Origin of the sequence: Paenibacillus sp. O199 (assembly GCF_001636635.1) — a bacterium.
Classification (GTDB): Bacteria; Bacillota; Bacilli; order Paenibacillales; family Paenibacillaceae; genus Paenibacillus; species Paenibacillus marchantiae.
This window is the reverse complement of record NZ_LGRP01000041.1, coordinates 13,498-35,277: the sequence shown is the minus strand read 5'-3', so window position 1 is coordinate 35,277 and position 21,780 is coordinate 13,498. Positions and strand designations below refer to the sequence as shown.

General features: G+C 40.6%; 20 protein-coding genes. 4 read left to right on the top strand and 16 right to left on the bottom strand.

Translation table 11 applies throughout. From position 1 onward, the window contains the following. Positions 1 to 432: 432 nt before the first annotated feature. A complete protein-coding gene (locus tag A6049_RS29050) occupies positions 433 to 1,314 on the bottom strand; it encodes a TetR/AcrR family transcriptional regulator (protein ID WP_063567915.1) in 882 nt (293 codons plus the stop codon). 130 nt (positions 1,315 to 1,444) lie between these two features. Here A6049_RS29050 and A6049_RS29045 point away from each other — a divergent pair, with 130 nt between their 5' ends. Next, on the top strand, positions 1,445 to 2,023 hold the full coding sequence (locus A6049_RS29045; RefSeq protein ID WP_063567914.1) for an isochorismatase family protein: 579 nt from the start codon (positions 1,445 to 1,447) through the stop codon (positions 2,021 to 2,023). A gap of 1,315 nt (positions 2,024 to 3,338) precedes the next feature. On the opposite strand, the gene A6049_RS29040 is transcribed toward A6049_RS29045, so the two are convergent. The 5 genes from A6049_RS29040 to A6049_RS29020 form a co-directional block, all read right to left on the bottom strand. Continuing rightward, positions 3,339 to 4,787, bottom strand: coding sequence for a pyridoxal phosphate-dependent decarboxylase family protein (locus A6049_RS29040; protein WP_205412054.1), 1,449 nt, complete (start codon positions 4,785 to 4,787; stop codon positions 3,339 to 3,341). A 542-nt stretch (positions 4,788 to 5,329) separates the two neighbouring features. Further along, positions 5,330 to 6,547, bottom strand: a complete 1,218-nt coding sequence (locus A6049_RS29035) for an ABC transporter permease family protein (RefSeq protein ID WP_063567913.1) — start codon at positions 6,545 to 6,547, stop codon at positions 5,330 to 5,332. A 51-nt stretch (positions 6,548 to 6,598) separates the two neighbouring features. After that, positions 6,599 to 7,210 (bottom strand): ABC transporter ATP-binding protein, encoded by a 612-nt coding sequence (locus A6049_RS29030; protein ID WP_063567912.1) that lies wholly within the window; start codon positions 7,208 to 7,210, stop codon positions 6,599 to 6,601. Positions 7,211 to 7,214: 4 nt separating this feature from the next. Continuing rightward, the gene (locus A6049_RS29025) at positions 7,215 to 8,123 is read right to left on the bottom strand and encodes a hypothetical protein (RefSeq protein WP_063567911.1); all 909 of its coding nucleotides are present in this window, start codon (positions 8,121 to 8,123) and stop codon (positions 7,215 to 7,217) included. 134 nt (positions 8,124 to 8,257) lie between these two features. Beyond that, positions 8,258 to 8,908: a hypothetical protein gene (locus A6049_RS29020; RefSeq protein WP_063567910.1), complete on the bottom strand. Its 651-nt coding sequence runs from the start codon at positions 8,906 to 8,908 to the stop codon at positions 8,258 to 8,260. 388 nt (positions 8,909 to 9,296) lie between these two features. Here A6049_RS29020 and A6049_RS29015 point away from each other — a divergent pair, with 388 nt between their 5' ends. Together A6049_RS29015 and A6049_RS29010 are read left to right on the top strand one after the other, a co-directional pair. Beyond that, positions 9,297 to 9,977 carry a response regulator transcription factor gene (locus A6049_RS29015; RefSeq protein ID WP_063567909.1) on the top strand — a complete coding sequence of 227 codons (681 nt, stop codon included), beginning with the start codon at positions 9,297 to 9,299 and terminating at the stop codon, positions 9,975 to 9,977. A gap of 14 nt (positions 9,978 to 9,991) precedes the next feature. Further along, positions 9,992 to 11,758, top strand: a complete 1,767-nt coding sequence (locus A6049_RS29010; protein WP_161490657.1) for a sensor histidine kinase — start codon at positions 9,992 to 9,994, stop codon at positions 11,756 to 11,758. Positions 11,759 to 12,155: 397 nt separating this feature from the next. On the opposite strand, the gene A6049_RS29005 is transcribed toward A6049_RS29010, so the two are convergent. From A6049_RS29005 to A6049_RS28970, 8 genes are all read right to left on the bottom strand, one after another. Further along, positions 12,156 to 13,247, bottom strand: a complete 1,092-nt coding sequence (locus A6049_RS29005) for a hypothetical protein (protein WP_063567907.1) — start codon at positions 13,245 to 13,247, stop codon at positions 12,156 to 12,158. 362 nt (positions 13,248 to 13,609) lie between these two features. Beyond that, on the bottom strand, positions 13,610 to 14,638 hold the full coding sequence (locus tag A6049_RS29000; protein WP_063567906.1) for a TniB family NTP-binding protein: 1,029 nt from the start codon (positions 14,636 to 14,638) through the stop codon (positions 13,610 to 13,612). Next, positions 14,635 to 15,456: a hypothetical protein gene (locus tag A6049_RS28995; RefSeq protein WP_143038143.1), complete on the bottom strand. Its 822-nt coding sequence runs from the start codon at positions 15,454 to 15,456 to the stop codon at positions 14,635 to 14,637. The genes A6049_RS29000 and A6049_RS28995 overlap by 4 nt, the downstream gene beginning before the upstream one ends. 392 nt (positions 15,457 to 15,848) lie before the next feature. Further along, complete coding sequence (locus tag A6049_RS28990) at positions 15,849 to 17,144, bottom strand: ABC transporter permease (RefSeq protein ID WP_063567904.1); 1,296 nt, start codon at positions 17,142 to 17,144, stop codon at positions 15,849 to 15,851. Then, on the bottom strand, positions 17,137 to 18,039 hold the full coding sequence (locus tag A6049_RS28985; protein WP_063567923.1) for an ABC transporter ATP-binding protein: 903 nt from the start codon (positions 18,037 to 18,039) through the stop codon (positions 17,137 to 17,139). Before A6049_RS28985 ends, A6049_RS28990 begins: the two co-directional genes overlap by 8 nt. A 20-nt stretch (positions 18,040 to 18,059) precedes the next feature. After that, the gene (locus A6049_RS28980) at positions 18,060 to 18,956 is read right to left on the bottom strand and encodes an ATP-binding cassette domain-containing protein (protein ID WP_063567903.1); all 897 of its coding nucleotides are present in this window, start codon (positions 18,954 to 18,956) and stop codon (positions 18,060 to 18,062) included. A 15-nt stretch (positions 18,957 to 18,971) separates the two neighbouring features. Further along, entirely contained in the window at positions 18,972 to 19,361 is a 390-nt protein-coding gene (locus A6049_RS28975) for a GntR family transcriptional regulator (RefSeq protein WP_063567922.1), read from the bottom strand. A gap of 92 nt (positions 19,362 to 19,453) precedes the next feature. Continuing rightward, a complete protein-coding gene (locus A6049_RS28970) occupies positions 19,454 to 20,251 on the bottom strand; it encodes a hypothetical protein (RefSeq protein ID WP_095206246.1) in 798 nt (265 codons plus the stop codon). A 155-nt stretch (positions 20,252 to 20,406) separates the two neighbouring features. Here A6049_RS28970 and A6049_RS28965 point away from each other — a divergent pair, with 155 nt between their 5' ends. Then, positions 20,407 to 20,724 carry a hypothetical protein gene (locus A6049_RS28965; RefSeq protein WP_063567902.1) on the top strand — a complete coding sequence of 106 codons (318 nt, stop codon included), beginning with the start codon at positions 20,407 to 20,409 and terminating at the stop codon, positions 20,722 to 20,724. A 107-nt stretch (positions 20,725 to 20,831) separates the two neighbouring features. On the opposite strand, the gene A6049_RS28960 is transcribed toward A6049_RS28965, so the two are convergent. Next, positions 20,832 to 21,203, bottom strand: a complete 372-nt coding sequence (locus A6049_RS28960) for a hypothetical protein (RefSeq protein WP_063567901.1) — start codon at positions 21,201 to 21,203, stop codon at positions 20,832 to 20,834. A 111-nt stretch (positions 21,204 to 21,314) separates the two neighbouring features. Beyond that, complete coding sequence (locus A6049_RS28955) at positions 21,315 to 21,779, bottom strand: DUF420 domain-containing protein (RefSeq protein ID WP_024632131.1); 465 nt, start codon at positions 21,777 to 21,779, stop codon at positions 21,315 to 21,317. Position 21,780: the final 1 nt, after the last annotated feature.

The window sequence follows — 21,780 nt, the reverse complement described above, 5'->3', positions numbered from 1 at the left end:
GTTCCGGGCGGTGGCCATTTTTACACAAAACTCTGTCTGTCCAACGAAGTGATTAGGACATCGCTATTTCACGTGGCCCCCTCCTGAACGTATGGAAATGATCAAAAACTACCCATAACGCATGTGCGTCATGGGTAGTTTTTGATCGCAATCGTATCTGCCAGATTTCTCCTTTACCTTATGATTTTTATCTTTCTTGTCCGCAACCAACCGTGAGAGGCCAGATGCTCCACTACTCGGCAGATCTATTCAGCAAAACTGCCCGTTAGTTGAATGAATTTACGGGCAATATTGAATTTACATGGTTCCAATGTTATTATTCTTCAAATCCAATTATTAAAGCAACAATTGTGCAACCTTATTTAAATATACCGCTATAGTTATCATCATTGGAACAATCACATTTCTCTAACCAACACCAATATTCCTTACCTAGGATAGGACGGTATGCTTTAACTGAATAACTGAACTCCTTAGTTCTTTCTCTTGTTCTAGGTAAGCACACAACGCTTGAATAACCGACCTCTTTGGATTAGTCTGAGCAATTTCGCTATTCAACAATTGTAAAATCTCCTGCAATTCCTTACGGCGTTCAGCCCCCCCCTTCCAGACATCAATGATAGCAATCACTCTGCTGAGCAACTCTTCGGTGATCCGTTTTTTTTCTCTATTCCAGTCATTTGAGCCTGAATGAATAAATGTATCATATGCGCTTTGCCCGAGCAGCCCATTCGAACCTAACTTGGACATGTGGTTGACTAACGCATCCATTTTATCAACGATAAACCAAGCTGTATCCTCAATGGACAATAAATTCTCTTCGGAGATGACGCGCTGCAGATAATCTTTAATAAAAGACCGATAAATAAAGACCAAATCCCAGAGAAACGGCTTAATTCTAGGGCCGTAAACTTCTATAAGCCATGATCTGTGCCACTCCATCATTCGCTCGCGAACGTGATTCCTCAATTTGCTGAATGTTTCGTACTGCGTAATTGGCAGATCAATGAAATCCACCATAATATGACGATATTCCATGAAATACTGAAAACGAAATACAATCTGATCCACTAGTCTCTCCTGAGGGCTTCCCTTTCCGATATCTTTCAAACGTTCAGCCCGATCAAAATAAGCCATTTGGCAATGGTCGAAAACCTCACACAACAAATCCTCTTTAGAAGGGAAATATTTGTAAACGGAGCCCTTTGCTATGGAACAGTCCTGGGCGATTTCCTGAATGGATGTTCCCAGGTAACCTTTTTCTTTAAACATTTTAGAAGCCGAATAAATAATATCTTGCTTCGTTACGCTCATGCTCAAGCATCCCCTCTTGACAACTTTGAACCTATAGTACAAAATTATGAACACCAAGTCAATGAATAAAAGTTCAATTTTATGAACTTACTATTAAGGATGATCAAATTGAAATTGGAGTGTGATTAACATGAAAGAGCATTTATATCAATTTTCTAAAACGGCATTAATCGTAATCGACTTGCAGAAATGGATCGGAAACCAGTACGCCCCTCATTCAGCAGAACAAGTTGTCGAACGTGCCGCTGCCATGGTTCAAACTTTCCGTGAGGTTGGTGCCTTCGTTGGACTCGTACGTGTTTCTTCGAAAGATTTCAAAGATATGCCCCATCCGTTGCTGGATCAAGAACCGCCAGCGATCAATCTGGTACCTGGATGGGATGAAATTGTACCTGAAATTGGAGTCACTACTAACGACCATCTAATTACTAAGCGTCAGTGGGGTGCATTTTACGGGACGGATCTGGATCAGCAGTTACGCCGGAGAGGCATTACTACGATCATACTCTGTGGAATTGCTTCAGGGATCGGGGTAGATACAACGGCGCGAGAAGCATTTGCTCATGGGTATCAGGTGATTTTTGCAATAGACGCAATGACCGGATTCAGCGAGGCAGAACATGAGCACGTCAGCAAAGTCATCTTTCCACGTATCGGCCGAATCCGTACTACCGACGAGATTCTCGCTTGTGCAGCGCTTCAATCATGATCCACATAAAAGAACTTAATAGATGATAGGTCTGCTAACAAGCACTCATCGAGAATGATACAATGGTAACTTTTACGACACCGTTCTCTTAAGTTAAAGCAAAGGTACGCAACCAGGTACCTTTGCTTTGTGTTACTTTTCTAATCTGTTAGCACTTAGATCACTACCTAATTTTAGTTGGTTCACCATTCTATGTAATCCTATCTAGAGTTTAATAGTTGTTCCATGAACAGAGCTACCTTCGTCTGCTTAAAACACGGATTATTTAAGCCATTAAATAATTTGGACGTCCGTCGATTTTTTCGGGGCAGAAAGCTTTTGGCCCCTCTCATTAGTCTAGCCTTCAGTACAATAAGCTCTAGATCGTTGATGAACAGACTAATGGGTAGCTGCGCTATAAAATCACTATGCCCAACTTCATACCATAAATAAAAATGGTGTCGAGGATAATGTTCACAACCGCAGCGACAAATACCGTGAATAGCTGTTTTGCATATCCTTGTGCTGCAATTAACCAATCTAATCCCAGAGAAATGAGTACACCTAAAGTTCCAAAAAGCTAAATGTTTAAAAATTCATTAGCGAATGATAAAATCTCATTACTGGCACCAAATAGTCTTAAGAATGGTGCATTAAACAGAAGAAACACAGTTGTTATTAGCATGGATGCCATGAGTATCATAGAAAAACGACAACCAAGCAAGTCTTCCTCTTTGTTATGCTCCCCTTCTCCCATTTTTATAGAAGTAACGGAGCACCACCAGTTCCAAATAAAACTGCTCAGGAACATCCTATTAAATACGCTCACAATATAAGGTGAAAATAGCTTCGTCTCTGGCAATGCAAACAAAGCACAAGTCTTAACGAATAAATGTACAATTATCTATTATACACATTTCAATTGGGATTACAGGTTCCAGTAGAAATACTTGCGTGCATTGAAGCTCGTATCGTGATCATAATTCAGCCTTTAGCGTCTAGTCACTCAAAAGAGCTCCACTACCTATATTTAGATATACATCTAATCGGAAATCGGACTATGTTCTTGTCCCTCGACAAATGTTCATCTCAAGTTATTCGTCTTTATTGTTCTGGGATGATGCTATCACTATAACAATTTCTTTGATTAATTATACATTTCTCACAGGAAAAATGTCTTGTTATGAACTATACCTTAATAAAAGAACCTTGAAGGCAATTAGCCCATCAAGGTTAAAAAAACATAAACTAATTTGTATAAATTAACTCATTTATACGGGTCCCATTCTCCAGTTACAAACCTACTATTGACTGCTTGTCTTGCCCCACAAAAATTCTAATTAAGGTCCATACTGGCGAGCACGCGCGCGACTGCGGCTACTGTCGCATGCACATCGGTGTCCGACGTGCGCCAGTTGACAACGCTGATTCGCATTGCACTCCGCCCTCTCCAAACTGTGCCGCTGAAAAATGCCGTTCCTTCCGCGTTGATAGCGGCAATCACTGAGGTGGTGCGAGCGTCATGATCTTCTTCTGTAGCATTGATTTCTGGAGAGAGGAACCTGACCAGTGCTTGGTTCAGCGTGGGTGCAAAAACCATCTCGGCTCCATGCAACGCTGCAATACCGCTCGCGAGTGCTGCGGCATGATTACAACTCCGCTCAATGAGATCAGCCACGCCAGCTCTACCAAGTTCACGCAACGCTGCATACACCGCAAAGCCTCGTGCGCGTCGAGTCCAATCTGGCGTCCAGTTAATTTGGTCGCGTGTTTCCTCATCATGGGTCAGATAGACTGCGCTAATCCCCATTGCAGCGCGATGTGCATCGGAATCAGTAATTAGGGCTATCCCATTGTCCTTCGGTGTATTAAGCCACTTATGCGCATCCGTCGCCCATGAATGCGCCAGTTCGATTCCTGCCAGTTTGCTTCGATGTTGTCCACTTGCTCGCGCCCAAAGTCCAAATGCACCGTCGATATGCACCCATGCCCCAGCTGCTCGCGCGATAGGGATAAGTTCGCTGAACGGATCGATTGCGGCTACGTTAAGATCCGCTGCGTCAAGAATAACAATCGTTGGGCTGTCAGAAGCCTTAAGTGCTGTGGACAGCACATCTGCTGTGACACGCGCGTCTTCGTCGGTAGTGAGAGGAACCAAGGCAGCTGTTCCGATACCTAGAAAGCGCAGAGCTCGTTCGATACTTCCATGACGCTGTTCAGACGCTAGAATACGGATTGAGGGTGCTCCGTTCAACCCGTCCAGCTCCACATTCCACCCCCTATCTCGAAGGAGCGCATGACGTGCTGCGGCGAGACAAGTAAAGTGCGCCATCTGGCAGCCGGTGGTAAATGCGAACGAAGCTGTGCTAGGCAAATCGAGTACCTCCTTGACCCATGCTCCGGCAATCTCTTCCACTACAGAAGCGGCAGGCCCGCATGCATATAGAGCTGCGTTATTGTCCCAGGTGGAAGTAAGCCAATCGGCTGCAAGTGCTGATGGTAGTGCACCACCAATCACCCATGCAAAAAAACGGCCCCCTGCAGAGCCCAAATGTCCTCCTTCCGTGGCAGCCACCAACTCGTCAATCACCCGTTCGGCGGGAATGCCATCATTGCCAAGTGGAAGGCCCAATCGACGACGTAATGTATCTGTGTCTGTAGTTGCACCGACAGACTGGCTGTCCAATTTGTTGAGAAAATCTACAGCATGAACCTGAGTACGCTCAAGAAGAGAGCGAAAATTTTCATTCAGGTCATTACTATCCGTTTGTGTTTTTCTTATCAAAATAACCGCCCCCAGTAAGAATTTAAGACAAATTTATTTTAACATTACCATCCTTTTGATATCTTGCTCATCAATTCGCACTCCTCACACTTTGCTTATATTCCTCAATCTCAGCGTAAGCTAACTACAAATTTCTGCAATATGACAATAAAATCGTGGCAACTATTACTTTAGGCGAATTTCACCTTTTCAATTCATACTGATTTCCCCTTATTCGCTCAATCACATTTATTTTATCGATGGGCCCCCTGCACGTTAAGCTAAATTAAGAGACTAAAACCGATTAGTTACATACCTAATCGGTAATGGGAACATGTTCTTGTCCATTTCGGCAATCGGTACAAGTTCTTGTTCCTGGCTTGGTACAAGAACTTGTACCAATAAAATAAAAAGTCGCTAGAATAGCGACTTCGAATGGGACTATGTTTCTATACAAAAAAAACTATAACAATCTAGTCTTTCTTGTAGTGATCCTTTAGATAGGATGCAGCTTATTTCAGACTTAATTTGCTTTCTTACTTCTCAAATATTCTTGAGTAGGATCATTCGAACTCCTTATCATCCTTAACCAGGAATAAAACTCCTTTATTGATAACCCTTCTTATCTGGTATTGACTGATGAACCATACAATGAACAACAACATTAAAGATTCAAGAGCAAAAATTAACATAAACGTACCCCATCTGTTGAAACATATGATCAAATTGAATATGAAAGCTATAACGAATACACTCCCAAAAAGCTTAAATAACACTTGATTATATATTCTGCAAATACTTTGATCGGAATATCCGAATATTTTAAATATGCCGAAATCTTTTTGCTGTGATTTCAAGTAATTACGATAGGTTAGCGCGATATAAATCATGCTAATCATTACAAGCAACACCAAAATAATATTGTAGAGCATGTTAGATTTCCATAAATCTGTGCTTAAACTTTCAAAGGAGTCAAATGCATATGAGACAAGAAAGTCGGAACTTCGAAACTGTTCAACGAGTTCACCTAATGATTGGATATCATCTATATAGATCAACACTTCCTCTACGTCGATGAAATCATAAATACTATTATATGAGTGTAATTCTCCGTTATCGGTTTCTTTCATGTTGTCTTTAAACATGATATTCAGAATATCCACTAGGGTATCTTGTGTAGCAAACACCATAGGAAGATCATTGACCTTACGTGAAAAGAAATAAGCCATATTGGATTTATCAACTGCGTCATAAATATTTTTCAGTTGGAATGTTTTCTCATCAAAAGAATTAGATTGGATGTCCCCTTGTTCTGTAAACTGAATATGGGGAATAATTATTGACAATTCTCCCAATCCCGTCTCGGAATATAAAACGTTGTCTTTCATCTCAAAATGCTGGTTAAGCATGTTTGAGAATGTTTCATCAAGGCCATACAGGATCATTCCTTTGTTGTCTGAGGCATTCATAATTCCGCTTGATAATTTAAATATTTTGGATAGCTTATACCGCTCTCCGCGATCCCTTAACATGTATTCTGTTTGTTCAACATCTTCGCTGCTTAGTTTGCCTAAAATATTATTGCTCATCTTTCCTTCAATTCTAATAAGATGAGCATTGGTGTTATTATAGAAATTTTCTTTATTCGCCAATTGATTAAACATGTAAAAAAAAGCATAAGATGAAATAATAATAAAAATCAAAGAAACTATTACTACCATCCTATAATATGTTTTTTTTGATTTTTTAATAATATATTTATGAATTTGAATTGGATTCATAGGTTTCCTCCATTTGTTCCATACACTTAATTGATCCGTAATTAAAGTCAATTAAATACTTCTTAACGTTCCCTGATCCAGAAGCAACCTATTTACTGGACCCTCAAAATTCATTTCACTATGACTGGATATAATTACCGTTCTCTCGTCCGACCAATGACTTTCAACATAAGCAACAATCTGTTGAATACTTGCTTTGTCCAGATTGGCAACAGGTTCATCAAGTAAGATGATTTCTGATGGATCACAGGAAATCAACAACAACTCTAACTTTCGTTTTTGCCCTCCAGAAAGGGAGGACACCTTAGTATTCAACAAGTTAATTGGCAATCCGATGTTAGTCATATCATTTGATAGAATTGATTTATACTTTTCATCTTCCAACGCATGATGAAGAGCATATTTCATCATGAAATTCTCAGACACGGTTAAATTGGAAAATAACATCGTTTCTTGCATCATATAAGAAATAGTCGAATTACCTCTCTCAATTTCGCCTTTATCCGGTTGCACATAACCTTTAATTAGATTTAATAATGTTGTTTTTCCACTGCCACTTTCCCCACTAATTAAATAAACACCCTTGTTAAATTGATAGTTAAGCTCACATAGTACAAGTCTTTCTCCATACTTAAGATGTATGGACTTTAAGGAAATAGTCAACCACTTAACCCCCAATCTCCAAAGTATATATCCCGCCTTCACAGTAAATATATAGTGTATTGTTTTTGACTTCGAAATTGATAGGATATTTGTAGCGCCCTAGCATTTCATTATTTTCCGTATCCATTACAGTGCAGATCAGGTCTTGATTGGTATCAGAATATATCTGGACAAGTAAATTGTTTACAAAAAAGTTTTCATCCTTTTTATCAAACGAACGGGTGTCATTAAAAATTTTATTCTCGTTTGAAAAAAAGAGCTTGTTATGGAAATTGTATAATTCCCTGGTTGGTTGGCCCTGCTTAACTACACTTACTTGCTTATCCGTTCCATTCAATGGAAAGGAATACACCGTGTAACTGTCTTTTCCAGGTTCGTATACTGTATAGTAAAGTGTTGAATTAACGATAGTGCCTGAAGTGATTTTTTCATTCGTGTTGAATAAAATTTGAATTTCGTTATTTTCATCAAATGTAAATACGCTTCTGTTTATCGAATCTGTATCTTTTTCATTCTCATATAAAACGTAATAATACTTTTGTCCATCATCAGCAAGTGGAAAAAAAGCATCCTTATTATTTTTCATATCAAAAATCTTTGTGATCTTTTTTTGATCGTCGCTAACATCAAACAATACAAACTCATTCTCAACGCTATGACCACTTACAACAAATTTGCTAGTATGGCCAAACACATACTGAAACAAATTATCCTGCTCATATAGTGCTCTCCATTGTAATGAATCCTTGTTGTATCTACCCATTTGCTGTTTGGTTATATTAAAAAGGAAAATCTCATTTTCTTTGTTCACTTCGTCCTTGTATGGATTAGCCTCCATATCATTTCCTTTATTGCAAGCTGTAATGACGATCATTAAAAAGATAACACACAAAAATGCTCCTATTTTCTTCATATTCCCTCCCGATTTAACCTCGGCTTATACGAATAAAATCTACGCCCTGTTTTACAACGACAGGACGTAGATTTATCAGTTCCTAAAATCATTCAGACATATCATTAACCAGATTTCCTACCTAAATAAGTATATTATACTCCTGATTGCAAGCTATATGGTCTCGCATCACCTTTCAATTTCAATTTCGAAGTATGGACAATACTCACATCATCGCTATATAAATCGGATACAGGAGAAACCGCGAAATTGGACTGCTCATATGTAGTCTTGGAACCATTGGAGTTCGTCCATGTTTTTGTTGGAGACTTCACATTTTGCCATGTAGATGAAATTCCGGCAGAAATTGAACTCCCCTGTGTACCCAAAGATGTGTTCAATGTCATTGTAGCAGAACTTCTTAATTTTGCTGTGGTGTACCATTCAGAAGAAATACTTTCCACTGTCGCATTACCCTCATATTTGGAATAGATATAATAGCGATACGTTTTTACATTACCACTCTGTTCGCCAAATTTTTGTCTTTCTGCATGCGAATATAATTTCCCTTTGTCACTGGTAGGTACTGGCGATGGATCATCGAAATAATAACGATCACTTGCACCAAACGGCGTAATAACAAAATCATCAAAACCATCAGAACTTTGTCCTGTATCTACAACAGACCCAGGTTCACTCGTAATAATGGTATTGTTAGTGTCCAAGATATCCTCTGCTGCAAAAGCATTAAGAGGGAGACTAAGCATCATTGTGCAAATAGCTAGACCAAGCAATTTTTTCTTCAAGAATAACTCTCCTTTAATTGTTTTTTAGTTAATGATTTGTCTTCCATAATAATACTACTATCTCATAAATTAGTAAACCTTTATTTTCTTTATAAAGAAATAATAGGAATTATTAAAATAATAATTTATAATAGTACCTGTCTTAAGATTGCCAAAAGGAACAACTTTACTACACCTTGCCTCTCAGCTGTTTAAAAAGGGTGACCCTTTGTCGGTAACAATAGGCATGAGTATTATTTGATTCCTCTCTTTACTAAATAAAATAGAATTATATGTATTATAAATTTATTAATTAATTCATCTTAAATGTACAAAATTTAGATAATTATCACTTTTGCTATAATACTAAACAGTTGTGTAATTCATGTGTTAAATAGGAGGAAATTTAGTGAGACGTTCTGTATTGCTGGTCGAGGATGAAGAATCCATTCGCGAACTGGTCAACGATTATTTCGTAAAATCATCATGGGAGGTTGTGGAGGCGGCCAATGGTGAGGAGGCAATGGACTTATTTAAAACCAGGCCCACAAATCTAGTCATACTAGATCTGATGATTCCCCGAATCGACGGTTGGAGTGTATGCAAACGAATTCGAGCTGCCTCTACTGTACCTATCATCATTCTGACGGCCAAATTTGAAGAGGAAAGCAAATTGCTGGGCTTTGAATTGGGAGCAGACGATTACGTTACCAAACCATTCAGTCCCAGAGTGCTAGTGGCTCGTGCTGAAACGTTAATGAAGCGAGTAGAACAAACCGTCGGTCAGGAAAATTTCCTGTTTTGTTTCGGTAACACTATCGTTAATGAAAATAAACGCACAGTCGAAGTTAACGGACAAATGATTGAGTTGTCTTATAAGGAGTACGATATACTGATTCATTTTCTGAAAAACAAAAACTTACCTTTGAGTCGGGAGCATCTGCTCAACCTTGTCTGGGGAATAGATTATTATGGAGATTCTAGAGTTGTTGACACCCATGTCAAAAATCTGCGAAAAAAACTGAAAGACGACGCTCAATATATACATACCGTCTTTCGTATTGGATATAAATTCGAGGAACCTTCATGAAGTCTAGGGGAATCGTGTTCAAGCTATTCGCTGCCAATTTAGTATTCTATATCATATTTTTTGCAATAGTCATCTCCGGCCACTTCTTTTTTTTTGAACGATTCTACCAGAATGAGCGAGCTTCGGATCTTCAAAAAAAACTATCCAGCTTCGCTTCGTATTACAGTCAACAGAATTTTCCAATGGAGAGGATTTCTTCTGTCATGGGACGTTTCATTACGCAAAATCACGTACAAATAGCAATTCTGGACAAGCAAGGACAGATTCGTTATGACAATCCCTTTAAACTGTGGATTGAAACAGATAGCGGTGAGAGGATCGCTGTTTCCACTTCTTTCTTTTCCGATTTATCAAAACTTGCGCAGTACGGCTTGCAAAAAGATGACCGTGTCTCAATTCAAGGAGAATATTACGATGAGCAAAACAGAAAATTGTTCTCGCCATACGTCATCACGAAGGAGTATTCGCCATCGATTGGCACCCTCCCTAACAATGTGAACACAGAAAGACTAGAGGTGGTGCATGGCTCTATTGTGTCCATACTTTTGCCCAAGCCCGGACAATGGAATAACCGAGAGGGAATCATGGCCGCCGCACTCAAAGCTTGGTTTCCCCTTCCAGAAGAGTATTCAGAACAAGTGGCCAATGGTGAAGCCTTTCATTCGGAATGGAAAGAAGCCGTAAGCAGCGTTCAAAATCTCGTGTTTATCCAGCCAATTATCGTTAACGGCGTTACCCAAGGGTATTTGTTTGCGTTGACACCTTTAACGCAGCTCGAAGAGGCATTTAGTGCGCTTGAAATGTACTATGCTTTTTTTAGCATCGTAGGTGGACTGCTGCTGATCGTGGTTTTGTCCTTTCTATTTTCCAAATGGGTTTCTCGCCCACTACTCAAACTTAATCAGACCGCAGCCCAAATGGCGAAACTCGAGTTCACGGCGATATCCCCAATAAAAACCAAAGACGAGCTTGGTAGCTTGTCCACTAGCCTTGTCAGCCTATCATCGAATCTAGAACGCACTTTGAACCAACTACAGCTGACAAATGAAAAGCTGGTTGAGGAGATGGAATATAAGAGCAAAATGGAAGTCATTCAGAAGCGATTCGTCTCGGATGCCTCGCATGAGTTGAAGACACCAATTAGTGTAGTCAAAGGTTACGCGGAAGGTCTGGTTGACTTCATTGCGGAGAATAAAAGGGAGCAGTACGCCCGAACGATACTACGAGAAGCGAATCGAATGGAAAAGCTTGTATTAGACATGTTGGAATTGACACAACTTGAAGCTCAAACTGTCAAATTAAAGCCAGTTACGTTCCTACTCTATGAGTTGATTGCTGAAACTGCTGCAAATATGAAGCCACTTTCTAACGCTAAAACATTAAACATTCTTATCTCGGAGGACAAGAGTCTCCTTGTCGTGGCTGATCCCGAGAAAATTGAACAGGTAGTGCTCAATTATCTGAGTAACGCCATTCACTATGCCACAGAAGGAAGCTCCATACGTTTAGACTTTGAATTAAGCAGAAGTGAACGTACTGTCTATGTCTCCGTCACTAATGAGGGTCCAAAAATTCCCGACAGTGAATTACCGTCGATTTGGAACCGTTTCTACCGCGAAGAGAATGCACGAAGTCGCTCGTCTGGGGGAACAGGACTTGGACTTTCTATCGTTAAGGAAATCATGCAGCTACATCAACAGACCTTCGGAGCTGAGAATACACCATCTGGTGTGAAATTTTATTTTACACTCCCCCTTGCAACTCAATTCGAAAGCAGCTGACCTTGCTTTTATTCATTAGATCAGAGTAAACAGGATTTGTTCGCGTAGACTCTGAGGAACACGAGACCCAGCATACTCCATTGATGTGAGGAGCGTGCTGGGTCTTTAATTATACGTGACAAAATCCACGCCACATCGAGAGTAAGTATAAATCACATGACATCAAACGTAACCGAGAACACTTCAAACTGCCTGGCACGATCAATAACATAACTACTGGTATTTACTAAATAGTTTTTAGCACCATCGTTATTGTTTGGGCTCAAAAAAACCGACATGTAAAACACCGGTCGGAGTTGTCATTTAAATTATGTTTACAGTAATTATAGAATGGGAGAGGACCTTTTTTTCACTCAGCTTAATAACATTTCTGATTGAAAATGTCATGCAAGGAGCGTCATTTAAGTTTGGCATTTTGCTTACTCACCATAACAAATTTGTAGTGTTGATCAATTTCAGATTTGAAAACGATAGATTTACTTAATTCTTGCTTTAATCTTTCCATAACATTAAGTACGTCCTTGGTTAAAAGAGCAATTGATTGGTTTCTATACAGAAGCATTAGAGTGAGCCTTCTCACTTCCTTTAATGCAGGATCCTTTTTCTTCGTTTTTGTAAACTTATAGAGATAGTTGAAATCTACTTTGATTTTATTCACCTTGATAAAAGGAGAATTACTATTAAATACCTCTAGATTACTCAATACATTAATAATCTCATCTATTGAATAATATATCTCTGTGATTTTCATTGTTCTTCTCTTCTTCCGCCTCTCTCTCCACGCCAGAACCACTGTATCAAAAATAATAAAAGATAAAAATGCCTCTTTAATTGTTGGCAAAAACTCAATATACATAGCGTATTCTTCAAAGTTATAATCCAAATTAACACGCATAATCTGACTCATCCAACGCATAGGGTAGAAAAATATATTTGCAAATATTCCCGAGGTGAATGTACTCAAAGTAGTAAATATATATAGGACTCCTGCAATAAAGTATAGCTCTAACCTAAATTCAAATAATAAGTACATCAATAAGAATAAAATTAAGGCCGACAAATAGAAGCTACCATTCATAATCTTGCTGTTTAAATCAGCTATTAGATTCATATATGTAATTAAATCTTCTGTTGTTAATTCTTTTGAAGTCAAGTAACTAATATATTCACTATTCTTTTCTATCTGTTGAATGAAAAAATGCTCGTCCTCTAATAACTTGGCAAATGTATCTTGAATACTATCCGTCTGAAGCTCACCTTTTAACTGGAATATCTCTTGAATTGTCTGACTTACTTTTGTTTCTTTATCAATCTTTTCAGAAAAGAAGATATCTTCACCATACTTGTTATCAGTCGCATACCTATAAAAAATACCTATATCTACTTTCATGACAAGATTAAACAACGAGCTTGAAAGCCAAATATTTAGCGGAACATACATCACTAACATAATCATTGCGATTATACTTTTTCTTATTAAGTTATCCATTAATTATTGCTCTCTTTCATATTTTGAGATAAGTCACTTACTTAAAAAAATACAAACTCTACCTTCAAACAAAAAGTTATAAGTAATCTTCTTTTATTTAAATTCAACATATAAAATCAGGGCAATTTAATAATCAAGTTGATTCCATAATCCTTAAGGTAACTACAAATACTGAATTCACATTTATCTATGATTATATAATATTTGGTACCAACTTCACATGAAAACGTGCGTTTATGTAATATATGTAGTTGAGTATCCTGAATTGATGTAAGCGAAACAACTTATCATTTGTACATCTTCCCTTCTGTAGAAGTTGTTTAAATTTACTCTTAGGAGATTTTATGAATACTACTGCTGTCTCATTTTTTACGATTGTTTTGCTTTTCAGCAAACTGAGATGTTTTAGAATTCCCTTCCTTTTTCGTTTCCCTTGATAATTCATCTATCAAATCAAAATTATCCTGATTAAATGGATTGACTCTAAATGGTCGAGATACTTGTCCAATCTTTTTCAAGGCTTGTTCCAGATGACTCTCATGGATACTATCTTCACCTTTTTTTGAAGCAACTTCAGTAGCAAACTCCAACAGCTTCATCACGTAAAATGGAATACCCATTGAAATATAAAACAATTTATCAGCTAACCGGATATTTGAGAGGTTTGATTTATCTGCAAAAGGCAGTTCCTGTTCCACTTTATCTAAAAAAGCTCGAAACATGACTTTATCCTCTGCTGTAAAATACTCAAATCCCTTCAAGGATAACTTGGTAGCATATCTTCTGTCTAATTGCTTTTCTTTGGCAAAAATATTAATTGAGTTCGGCATACCGCATAGAACAACAGGGATAGAACTTTCTTCAGAAAATGTTTTGACCCAGTTAGCAGCTGTTGCAAGCACACTATCCCTGTCACTATCAATTAAGTGCTGGAACTCATCCAGTATAATCATTTTAATTTCAAGTTCCCTAATAAAATGATGAATACGACTTGTCATCTGAACCTCTGTCCCCACGTTAAAAAAAGGATCTCCCATTTGATTTAATAATTTTGAGGCAAGTGCCTTTGGCGATGCTTTGGGAGGGACTCTTACGTGAAGAACAGGAATACGTGTATAGTGCTTATCTGAAGTGAACACTTCAACCGGCGGATAGCGATCTTTAAACTCTGTTGTAACTGTACTCTTTCCTACTCCTGTTGGTCCGAAAATAAACAACTGGTCTGGAGAAACACTTCCATCGCTCATGTATAACATATCCTCAAGTTGCTCTAAAACCTCGTTATATTGAGGGTGGTGAACAATAATCTTCTTCACATGCTCCTTTCTACGTTTGTGTTCAACCCTACTTGCAGGGGCACCATTCAATCGTTCGAATTTATCCACTATCATGACTTCCTCCCTATACCCCAACTGGAGTTGATTTTCTGTAGGTCAACATTTTCCGTAGTAATAATCTTAGATATTTCTGAAGGTTCTACCGCCTTCTCTGGAATCGACACTTCTAGATCCACATGTTTATCCCCAGGGGTTAGATCAGTTGCTTCAGATTTAATCAAAATAATATTAGGATTTTCTGGAACTAAAGATGCTTTATTCTTCAATTCATTTACAGCACTTACTAGTGAGGTTTCTCTATCTTCAACCTTTCTTCTCCTACGTTTAATTAATGAATACTCCTTTTTCCCTTCGCGAACTACTTCTTCAAGTACCTTCAATGCATGAGATACATTCTCCTGATTTTGAAGGAAAGTGTAATCTTCTCTATTGTTTTTGTTGCACAACTCTGACAAATGCTCCACATGTAAAGGATACCTAGGATCAATCCGGCATCTAATCAATCTTGATGTCTGTTTTAGACTTGCTTCCAGATATCTCTTTTCAAATTCGTCATACACATAGATATGTCTTAAATCAATTCCATGCCTTACCCTTACTTTGGGATTTCCACTCTCATTTCTAATCCTCAGGCGTAGTTCATTCACTGCCTCACTATAGAAAAACTGCCCAAATATCTCTATACCCTTAAGTCCAAGAACCCTATATTTAGATTCTGAAGCAAACAATAGCTCAATATACTCCCTATTTTGGGGTAAACCCCTTGAAACTTTAGATATTTTCAACCCTTCATTCCAAAGATCATCAGGAATCCCACCAACTCCTCGATTATATTTGTTTGCTACTAAATCAACTAATATAATATGAATCATCTCATGCAATCCATTAATATCAACACAAGCCTTGTTAGCAGAATCATATTGACCACGTTCCATATGGTTCGAGAATGTTGTCCCTGGGAAAGCATGAAAAATACGATTGATATTCCCCAAAGCATTTTCGATGGTTCCTTTTTGATGTCCTGATGCTTTTTCGTTATGAGAAAAGGGACTGCCTCCAGCAGTCCCTTTATTATTAAATCTACAATTTCAAAAAAACGACATAATACTGTAAAACCAATTTGTTTCTAGATTCATAATTACTTTGATGAAAAACCTTGATTTATCAAGGAGAAACGGCACTTTAATTTAAAGTTAACGACAAATCACTATCAAGTTACCGACATTTTAATTTAAAGTTAACAACCCGTGTTCGTAAACTTGGATTAGATCTTATAAGCCTTCATCGCTTTGAACAATTCCTTGAACGTTGGGCGTTTACCATACATCAGCACACCTGTACGATAGATTTTCGCTGCGAGCCAGCCGAAGATCATAATCGATACCACGAGAATGGCCAGAGACGTCCAGATCTGCCAAGTTGGCGCAACGCCTGCCCCAATCCGTACCAGGATTGCCGTTGGCGATGTGAACGGAATGAAGCTTGCTACTTTCAACAACAGGATGTTCGGTGTAGCAATACTGAAAATTGCAATATAGAAGGAAACCAGGGACAACATCGTAATCGGCAGCACGGCCTGACCCAGTTCTTCTGTCCGACTCACCATCGAACCAATGGCCGCGAACATCACCGCATACAGGAAGTAACCCAGAATGTAGAAGATGAGTCCATATACAATGACTGCGACGTTCACATCACCCAGGTTCATGTTGAAATCACTCAATACATCGCGGTTATGCGGTAACAGCATATTTCCGGCAACTACTGCACCGAAAATACCGATTTGCAATAGACCTACCATGAAAATACCGATAATTTTACCAAACATCTGACTGAGCGGAGATACACTCGTAATCAAAATCTCCATAATACGCGAGCTCTTCTCGGCTGTAATCTCGGAAGCAATCATATTACCTGTCATCATCGTTGATGTGAACAACAGGATAATCAGCAGATATACCACAATGTAATTGATGCCACTCATGGTACCTTCCGACTCCGCTGCAGCTCCGCTTTGGCCAGAATCCAGGTTTTGCTCTGTCAGTTTTACCGGCGTACTGATGAGCTGTTTTTGTTCCGCCGTGAGTGTATCTTTCACCACGACATCCAGCTTCACAATTTGCAGCGCAGCTTCAATGGGTGCTATAACCTGCGGGGAGATATCTTCACTTGAGTACAAAACAGGTTGTGGGAAGTCTTGCCCCGCAACAGGTTCAAACTTCAGGTACCCATCCAAAAGCTCCGACTCCACATCGGCTTTGAGTGCCGCTTCATCTTTACTCGCGTCGTTAACAAAACGATACGTTTGGTTGCCTTGTGCGGAAGAGTATGTCTCCAGCTTCTCGGCTACCTCCGTTTGTCCTTTACTCAGCAGACCGATATTTACCGGATTTGTGCTCGAGCCTCCACCGATGGGACCGCCATTAAATAAGGTAATGAAATATGGAATATTGAGTCCAATCGTAATTAAAAGTGCAAGTACAATAGTCGTCACCATGAAAGACTTCGTTTTTACTTTGTTTTTGAACGTAAATCCGATAATTGTCCCCATTTTATTCATTCGACTCACCTACCTCACGAATAAAGATTTGGTTAAGCGTTGGTTCCTTGATTTCAAAATGTTCAACGGTCGTCTGAGCCATGGCTGCTCTCAGAATTTCCTGAGCTGCTTCCATCTGACCAATATGGATCAGGTATCCACGCTCATTTTGCTCTACCTTTTTCACACCCGGCAGCTGTTCCAGACCGCCCACATTACCCATGGTGCTCAGGAACACATGCTCACGTGGATAACGGCTCTTGATCTCCTTAATCTCTCCCTGTACAACGGTGTTGGAGCGATGCAGGATTGTTATCTGACGACATAATTCTTCGACGTGCTCCATGCGATGTGTTGAGAACAGAATGGCGGTACCTTCGTCACGCAACTCCTTCACCGTGGATTTCAGCAATTCCACGTTGACCGGATCAAGTCCGCTGAAGGCTTCATCCAGAATGAGAATTTGCGGTCTGTGAACCACTGCGGCAATAAAGCCCATCTTTTGCTGATTCCCTTTGGATAGTTCCTCAATCTTTTTGTCGTAATACTCCGGCACTTCGAATCGGTCCAACCAATACTTCAGGCTCTGATCCGCATCCTTTCCATTCATGCCGCGCAGACGGGCCAGATAGTTGATCTGTTCACTGACCTTTACCTTCGGGTACAAACCGCGCTCTTCCGGAAGATATCCCATAATCTGCTGCAATTCTTTGCTATAGGGTTTGCCGTTGTACTGGATACTTCCCCCGTCCGGGTGGATTAGCCCAAGCACCATACGCATCGTTGTTGTTTTACCAGCGCCGTTGGCTCCGAGCAGACCGTAAATCTCCCCTTCTTGTACATTAAGCGTCACACCATTAACTGCCGTTTTGTCTGCATATTGCTTGACTACCTGCTTCAATTCCAATCGGTTCATCATTTATCGTCTCCCTTCGGTTATTTCCACTGTACGGGTGCATACCCGGCAATCCAGAATGCCAAGACTTCATCCAATTCCAAGTTACGGATCTTCAATACCCGGTTATTTGCCAGCTCCAGCCTTTCCTGCGCTTCGCTAACCCGGGTAGTAATGACGCGAACCAGTCCTCTCTCTTCAGAAGAAGATTCCACAACCCCAGGGATACTCTCTGGTCGTAAATCTCCTTCGTACCAGACTTCTTTCCACTGATCGAGCACCATATCTTTCTCGGCCATCCCCAGGGACTGACCACGGTGCATCAATACGATGTAATCGGCGAGCCTTTTGACTTCATCCGCAATATGTGTGGCAATCAGAATCGTAGTGTCTCCCTCAGCCATGAAGGTACGGAACTGCTCGACCATCACTTTCCAGGCAAAGGGGTCCAGTCCTGATGAAGGCTCATCCAAAAGCAATAGTCTTGGGCGAGCTGCGATTGCAGCAGCGATCTCAAATTTCCGTCGCTCTCCCTTCGACATCTTGTTCAGCTTCACATCAACAGGTACTTCCATATCGTGAATCAGTTGGTTGAACAACTTCATATCCCAACGCGGGTACCAGTAGGCTCGAAAATCAGCTGCTTCCTGTGCAGTAATCCGGTTCTCTTCGAGCCCAGCGTTGTCAGCCACAAAACCGATCTGTTGTCTCAGTTCAATGGGAAGAGGCCCCTCATGTTCCTTCCCAAACCATATAATCTGCCCGGCATCTGGCAGTACCACTTGTTGTAGCATGTTAAGAAGTGTGCTTTTACCTGAACCGTTATGACCGAGAATAGCAACTACATACCCTTCCGGGATGGTCAGATCGATTGGGCCAATAACTCTGCGTTTTCGCATTTTGGATACGCCGTTCAACTGAACTGCTATGGGCTCCATGTATGAATCACTCCCTCACTTCGAGTAAACTGCCTTGAGGACTTCCCGGAACAGACTCTCCAGTTCTTCTTCCGTACATCCCACCGATTTTCCGGACTGCACCGCTGCCTGCATCGCTTCCTGTGCGGCCTTCAATCTATAATGTTCTCTGTCGCCGGCTTCTACCTGGGCCACAAATGTACCCGTCCCCTGCTTCGTACGAAGCAGCCCTTCATTCTCCAGGTCCTGATAGACCCGTCTAACCGTTATAACACTGCAATTCAGTGATCCGGCGAATTCGCGAATGGACGGCAAATGTGTTCCCTCCCCCAACTGACCCGTAACAATTAACGATCTTAACTGATTTTCAATTTGGTGGTATAAAGGTTCAGCGCTATTTTCATTAATTTGAATGGGTATTTTCACATCTTGCACCTCGCCCTCCGGTACACTCCAGTCTGTTACCTGTCCGTGCCGGTTTCATCCTGTATTCATTTTTGCGTTCATCCTTCATACCGTTAACTCAAATCCCGAGTGGAAAGTTTCTTCAGCGTCAACCGACTGAAAAGCCATAATCCTGCTATGCCAGCCACCAAAGCAACCCACATAATCGGGGAAAGCAGCCCCCATGATTTACTCATATCAATTACAATCGAAAATCCGTAACTGCCCGACGTTCGGATCAGCAAGGATAGGATGATCGTAAGCGGCAAAAACAGTGAACTGAGAAGCAAATATTTTTTGCCACTGTGCAGAAACTCTCCGTAAATATATAAGCCTGTCATGAGAAGTCCGTAACCTGTACAAGTTATGCCAAAGGCCAGGTACTGATCCCACCGGAACCCTTCCTCGTGCAACCCAACCACATACAGTGATCCATAGAAAAAGATACCATTATACGTAAACGCCATCAGAGCCTGCTGAAGTCTCGACCACATCACTGTCTCGTGTGGAATGGGAAGTCTGCGATAGTAGGCCAACATCTGTGTATAGGAATCCTCCTGTATGTAACGGAAGGAACGCCTGCTGAACACGAATCCCTGAAATGGCACCATGATCAAAAAGAAAGTATCAACAACAGGATTAATGAAATCTGTCTTCTGTTGTCCTAATAACATCACACCGCTCATGCTGCCCGTGTATATCATAAAAATTGCGGTCCACAGCCATTGGAGCTTATCCTTGTTCATCTCGCTGCGGGTCAGCCACCAAGCCTGCTTCCATTCGTTCATATCATTGCCTGCCTTTCCATCTCGACTGTGCTCACTGTATATATCAATATACACAGTATACAGACCACTCCCTATTCCCGTCAACTCCTTATTTTCCTGAATCAGGAAGAAAGGATGGGATTCACGTCAGAGTTACGATAAAATAAAACATGATTCTGAATGTACAATGATTCATTGTAATTTTATTCATTCAACTTATAGAGATACTATAGAGATACATAGAAAGGATTGATTCACCTATGGATTGGCTGGTTGAGATCGGCTTTGTGCTCCTCTTCCTTATCGTGGTCATCTGGCTCATTTTGCGGGATGAACCCAAGCGTCATGCTGCCAAAAAAGGCAGACATCGAGTTCGCCGTAACAACGGCTACACCGACTCTTCTCCGGCATACCCGGTCATTACCACCAATGATGACTCCTACACTCATCATTCCAAACATTCACACGATCACAAGCATCATGACAGTGATTCTTTTTCGGGATCTAATCACCATCACAGTAGCGATAGTGGAACCAGCAACGACAGTGGTGGAGATAGTGGCGGTGGTGGAGATTAGGATAACTCCTCAAACCAAAAAAAGAGCTGTATCCGATATTGTGCGAACACAATTCGGAACAGCTCTTTCCTGTTTCCCGGCACCTGAATACTGAAGAGGTTTAATCCTTAAACGAGGTTGTAGCCACTTGGCAGGCTGCGATTACTGCGAATCGCACGAATTTCGTCCAAAGTAAGCCGTTGATTGGTGGAAATCAAAGATTCCACATCATTGCCACGAATCAGATCATCCAAATCTCTCAAGTTGGTGTTCCCACGAAAGACGCGGAATCCGCCTTGAAAGTTAGGTCTCGTAAACACAACCAACGTTGCATTCGAACTTGTCGAGAAGAAACGCAGGCTTTCTACCCCACCCAGGATGTTGTCCAGATTACGGAGACCCGTGTTACCACGGTATACCCTGCTTCTTCCACGATAATCCTCTTCTGAATACACCGTGAGACGTGGATACGTTTGACTTACATGGACTGTTTTTTTCATTTGTTTTCCCCCTCTCGAACTCATTCTATGAATGAATGCGAGAGGAAGCTTGGACCAATCCACGGGTGGATACATCCATTTTCATATTTTCAAAGAATTCAATTCATTGCATTAAACACCCAAAATGACTTCCCATACCGGACGAGTGTGTCCACCAGGATACAGCAGGTACAACAAAACGTATACAATAACGCCTGTGATAGCACTGCTAAACCAGATCATGGATGTAAATCTCCCCCAACGGCGATGTGTCTTGAATTTCTTTTTGAACCCAAGCACCAAAGTGGAAATCCCGAAGACCGCTGCCACCGTGGCAAGGATAATATGAAAGATCAGAAATATTCGATAGAAGATCTCCATTTCCGGGTCCCCACCCCAAGCCGTATTCCCGACAAAGATGGTACGAGACATATAAATGACAAAGAACAGAAGGGCAGCAATGGCCCCTGCAATCATCGCGGTTTGGTGCGCCTCCCGTTTGCCACGGATAATTAGCACCCAGCCAATTCCAACCAGCACTGCGCTAATCACAATGAAAGAAGTACTGATCGTGGGTAGCAGAAAATACATATCCATC

Coding starts and splice junctions, on each gene's coding strand:
- A6049_RS29050 (WP_063567915.1), bottom strand. CDS start 1,314: ATGAGCGTAACGAAGCAAGATATTATTTATTCGGCTTCTAAAATGTTT.
- A6049_RS29045 (WP_063567914.1), top strand. CDS start 1,445: ATGAAAGAGCATTTATATCAATTTTCTAAAACGGCATTAATCGTAATC.
- A6049_RS29035 (WP_063567913.1), bottom strand. CDS start 6,547: ATGAATCCAATTCAAATTCATAAATATATTATTAAAAAATCAAAAAAA.
- A6049_RS29025 (WP_063567911.1), bottom strand. CDS start 8,123: ATGAAGAAAATAGGAGCATTTTTGTGTGTTATCTTTTTAATGATCGTC.
- A6049_RS29005 (WP_063567907.1), bottom strand. CDS start 13,247: ATGGATAACTTAATAAGAAAAAGTATAATCGCAATGATTATGTTAGTG.
- A6049_RS29000 (WP_063567906.1), bottom strand. CDS start 14,638: ATGATAGTGGATAAATTCGAACGATTGAATGGTGCCCCTGCAAGTAGG.
- A6049_RS28995 (WP_143038143.1), bottom strand. CDS start 15,456: ATGATTCATATTATATTAGTTGATTTAGTAGCAAACAAATATAATCGA.
- A6049_RS28990 (WP_063567904.1), bottom strand. CDS start 17,144: ATGAATAAAATGGGGACAATTATCGGATTTACGTTCAAAAACAAAGTA.
- A6049_RS28985 (WP_063567923.1), bottom strand. CDS start 18,039: ATGAACCGATTGGAATTGAAGCAGGTAGTCAAGCAATATGCAGACAAA.
- A6049_RS28980 (WP_063567903.1), bottom strand. CDS start 18,956: ATGGAGCCCATAGCAGTTCAGTTGAACGGCGTATCCAAAATGCGAAAA.
- A6049_RS28965 (WP_063567902.1), top strand. CDS start 20,407: ATGGATTGGCTGGTTGAGATCGGCTTTGTGCTCCTCTTCCTTATCGTG.
- A6049_RS28960 (WP_063567901.1), bottom strand. CDS start 21,203: ATGAAAAAAACAGTCCATGTAAGTCAAACGTATCCACGTCTCACGGTG.
- A6049_RS28955 (WP_024632131.1), bottom strand. CDS start 21,779: ATGGATATGTATTTTCTGCTACCCACGATCAGTACTTCTTTCATTGTG.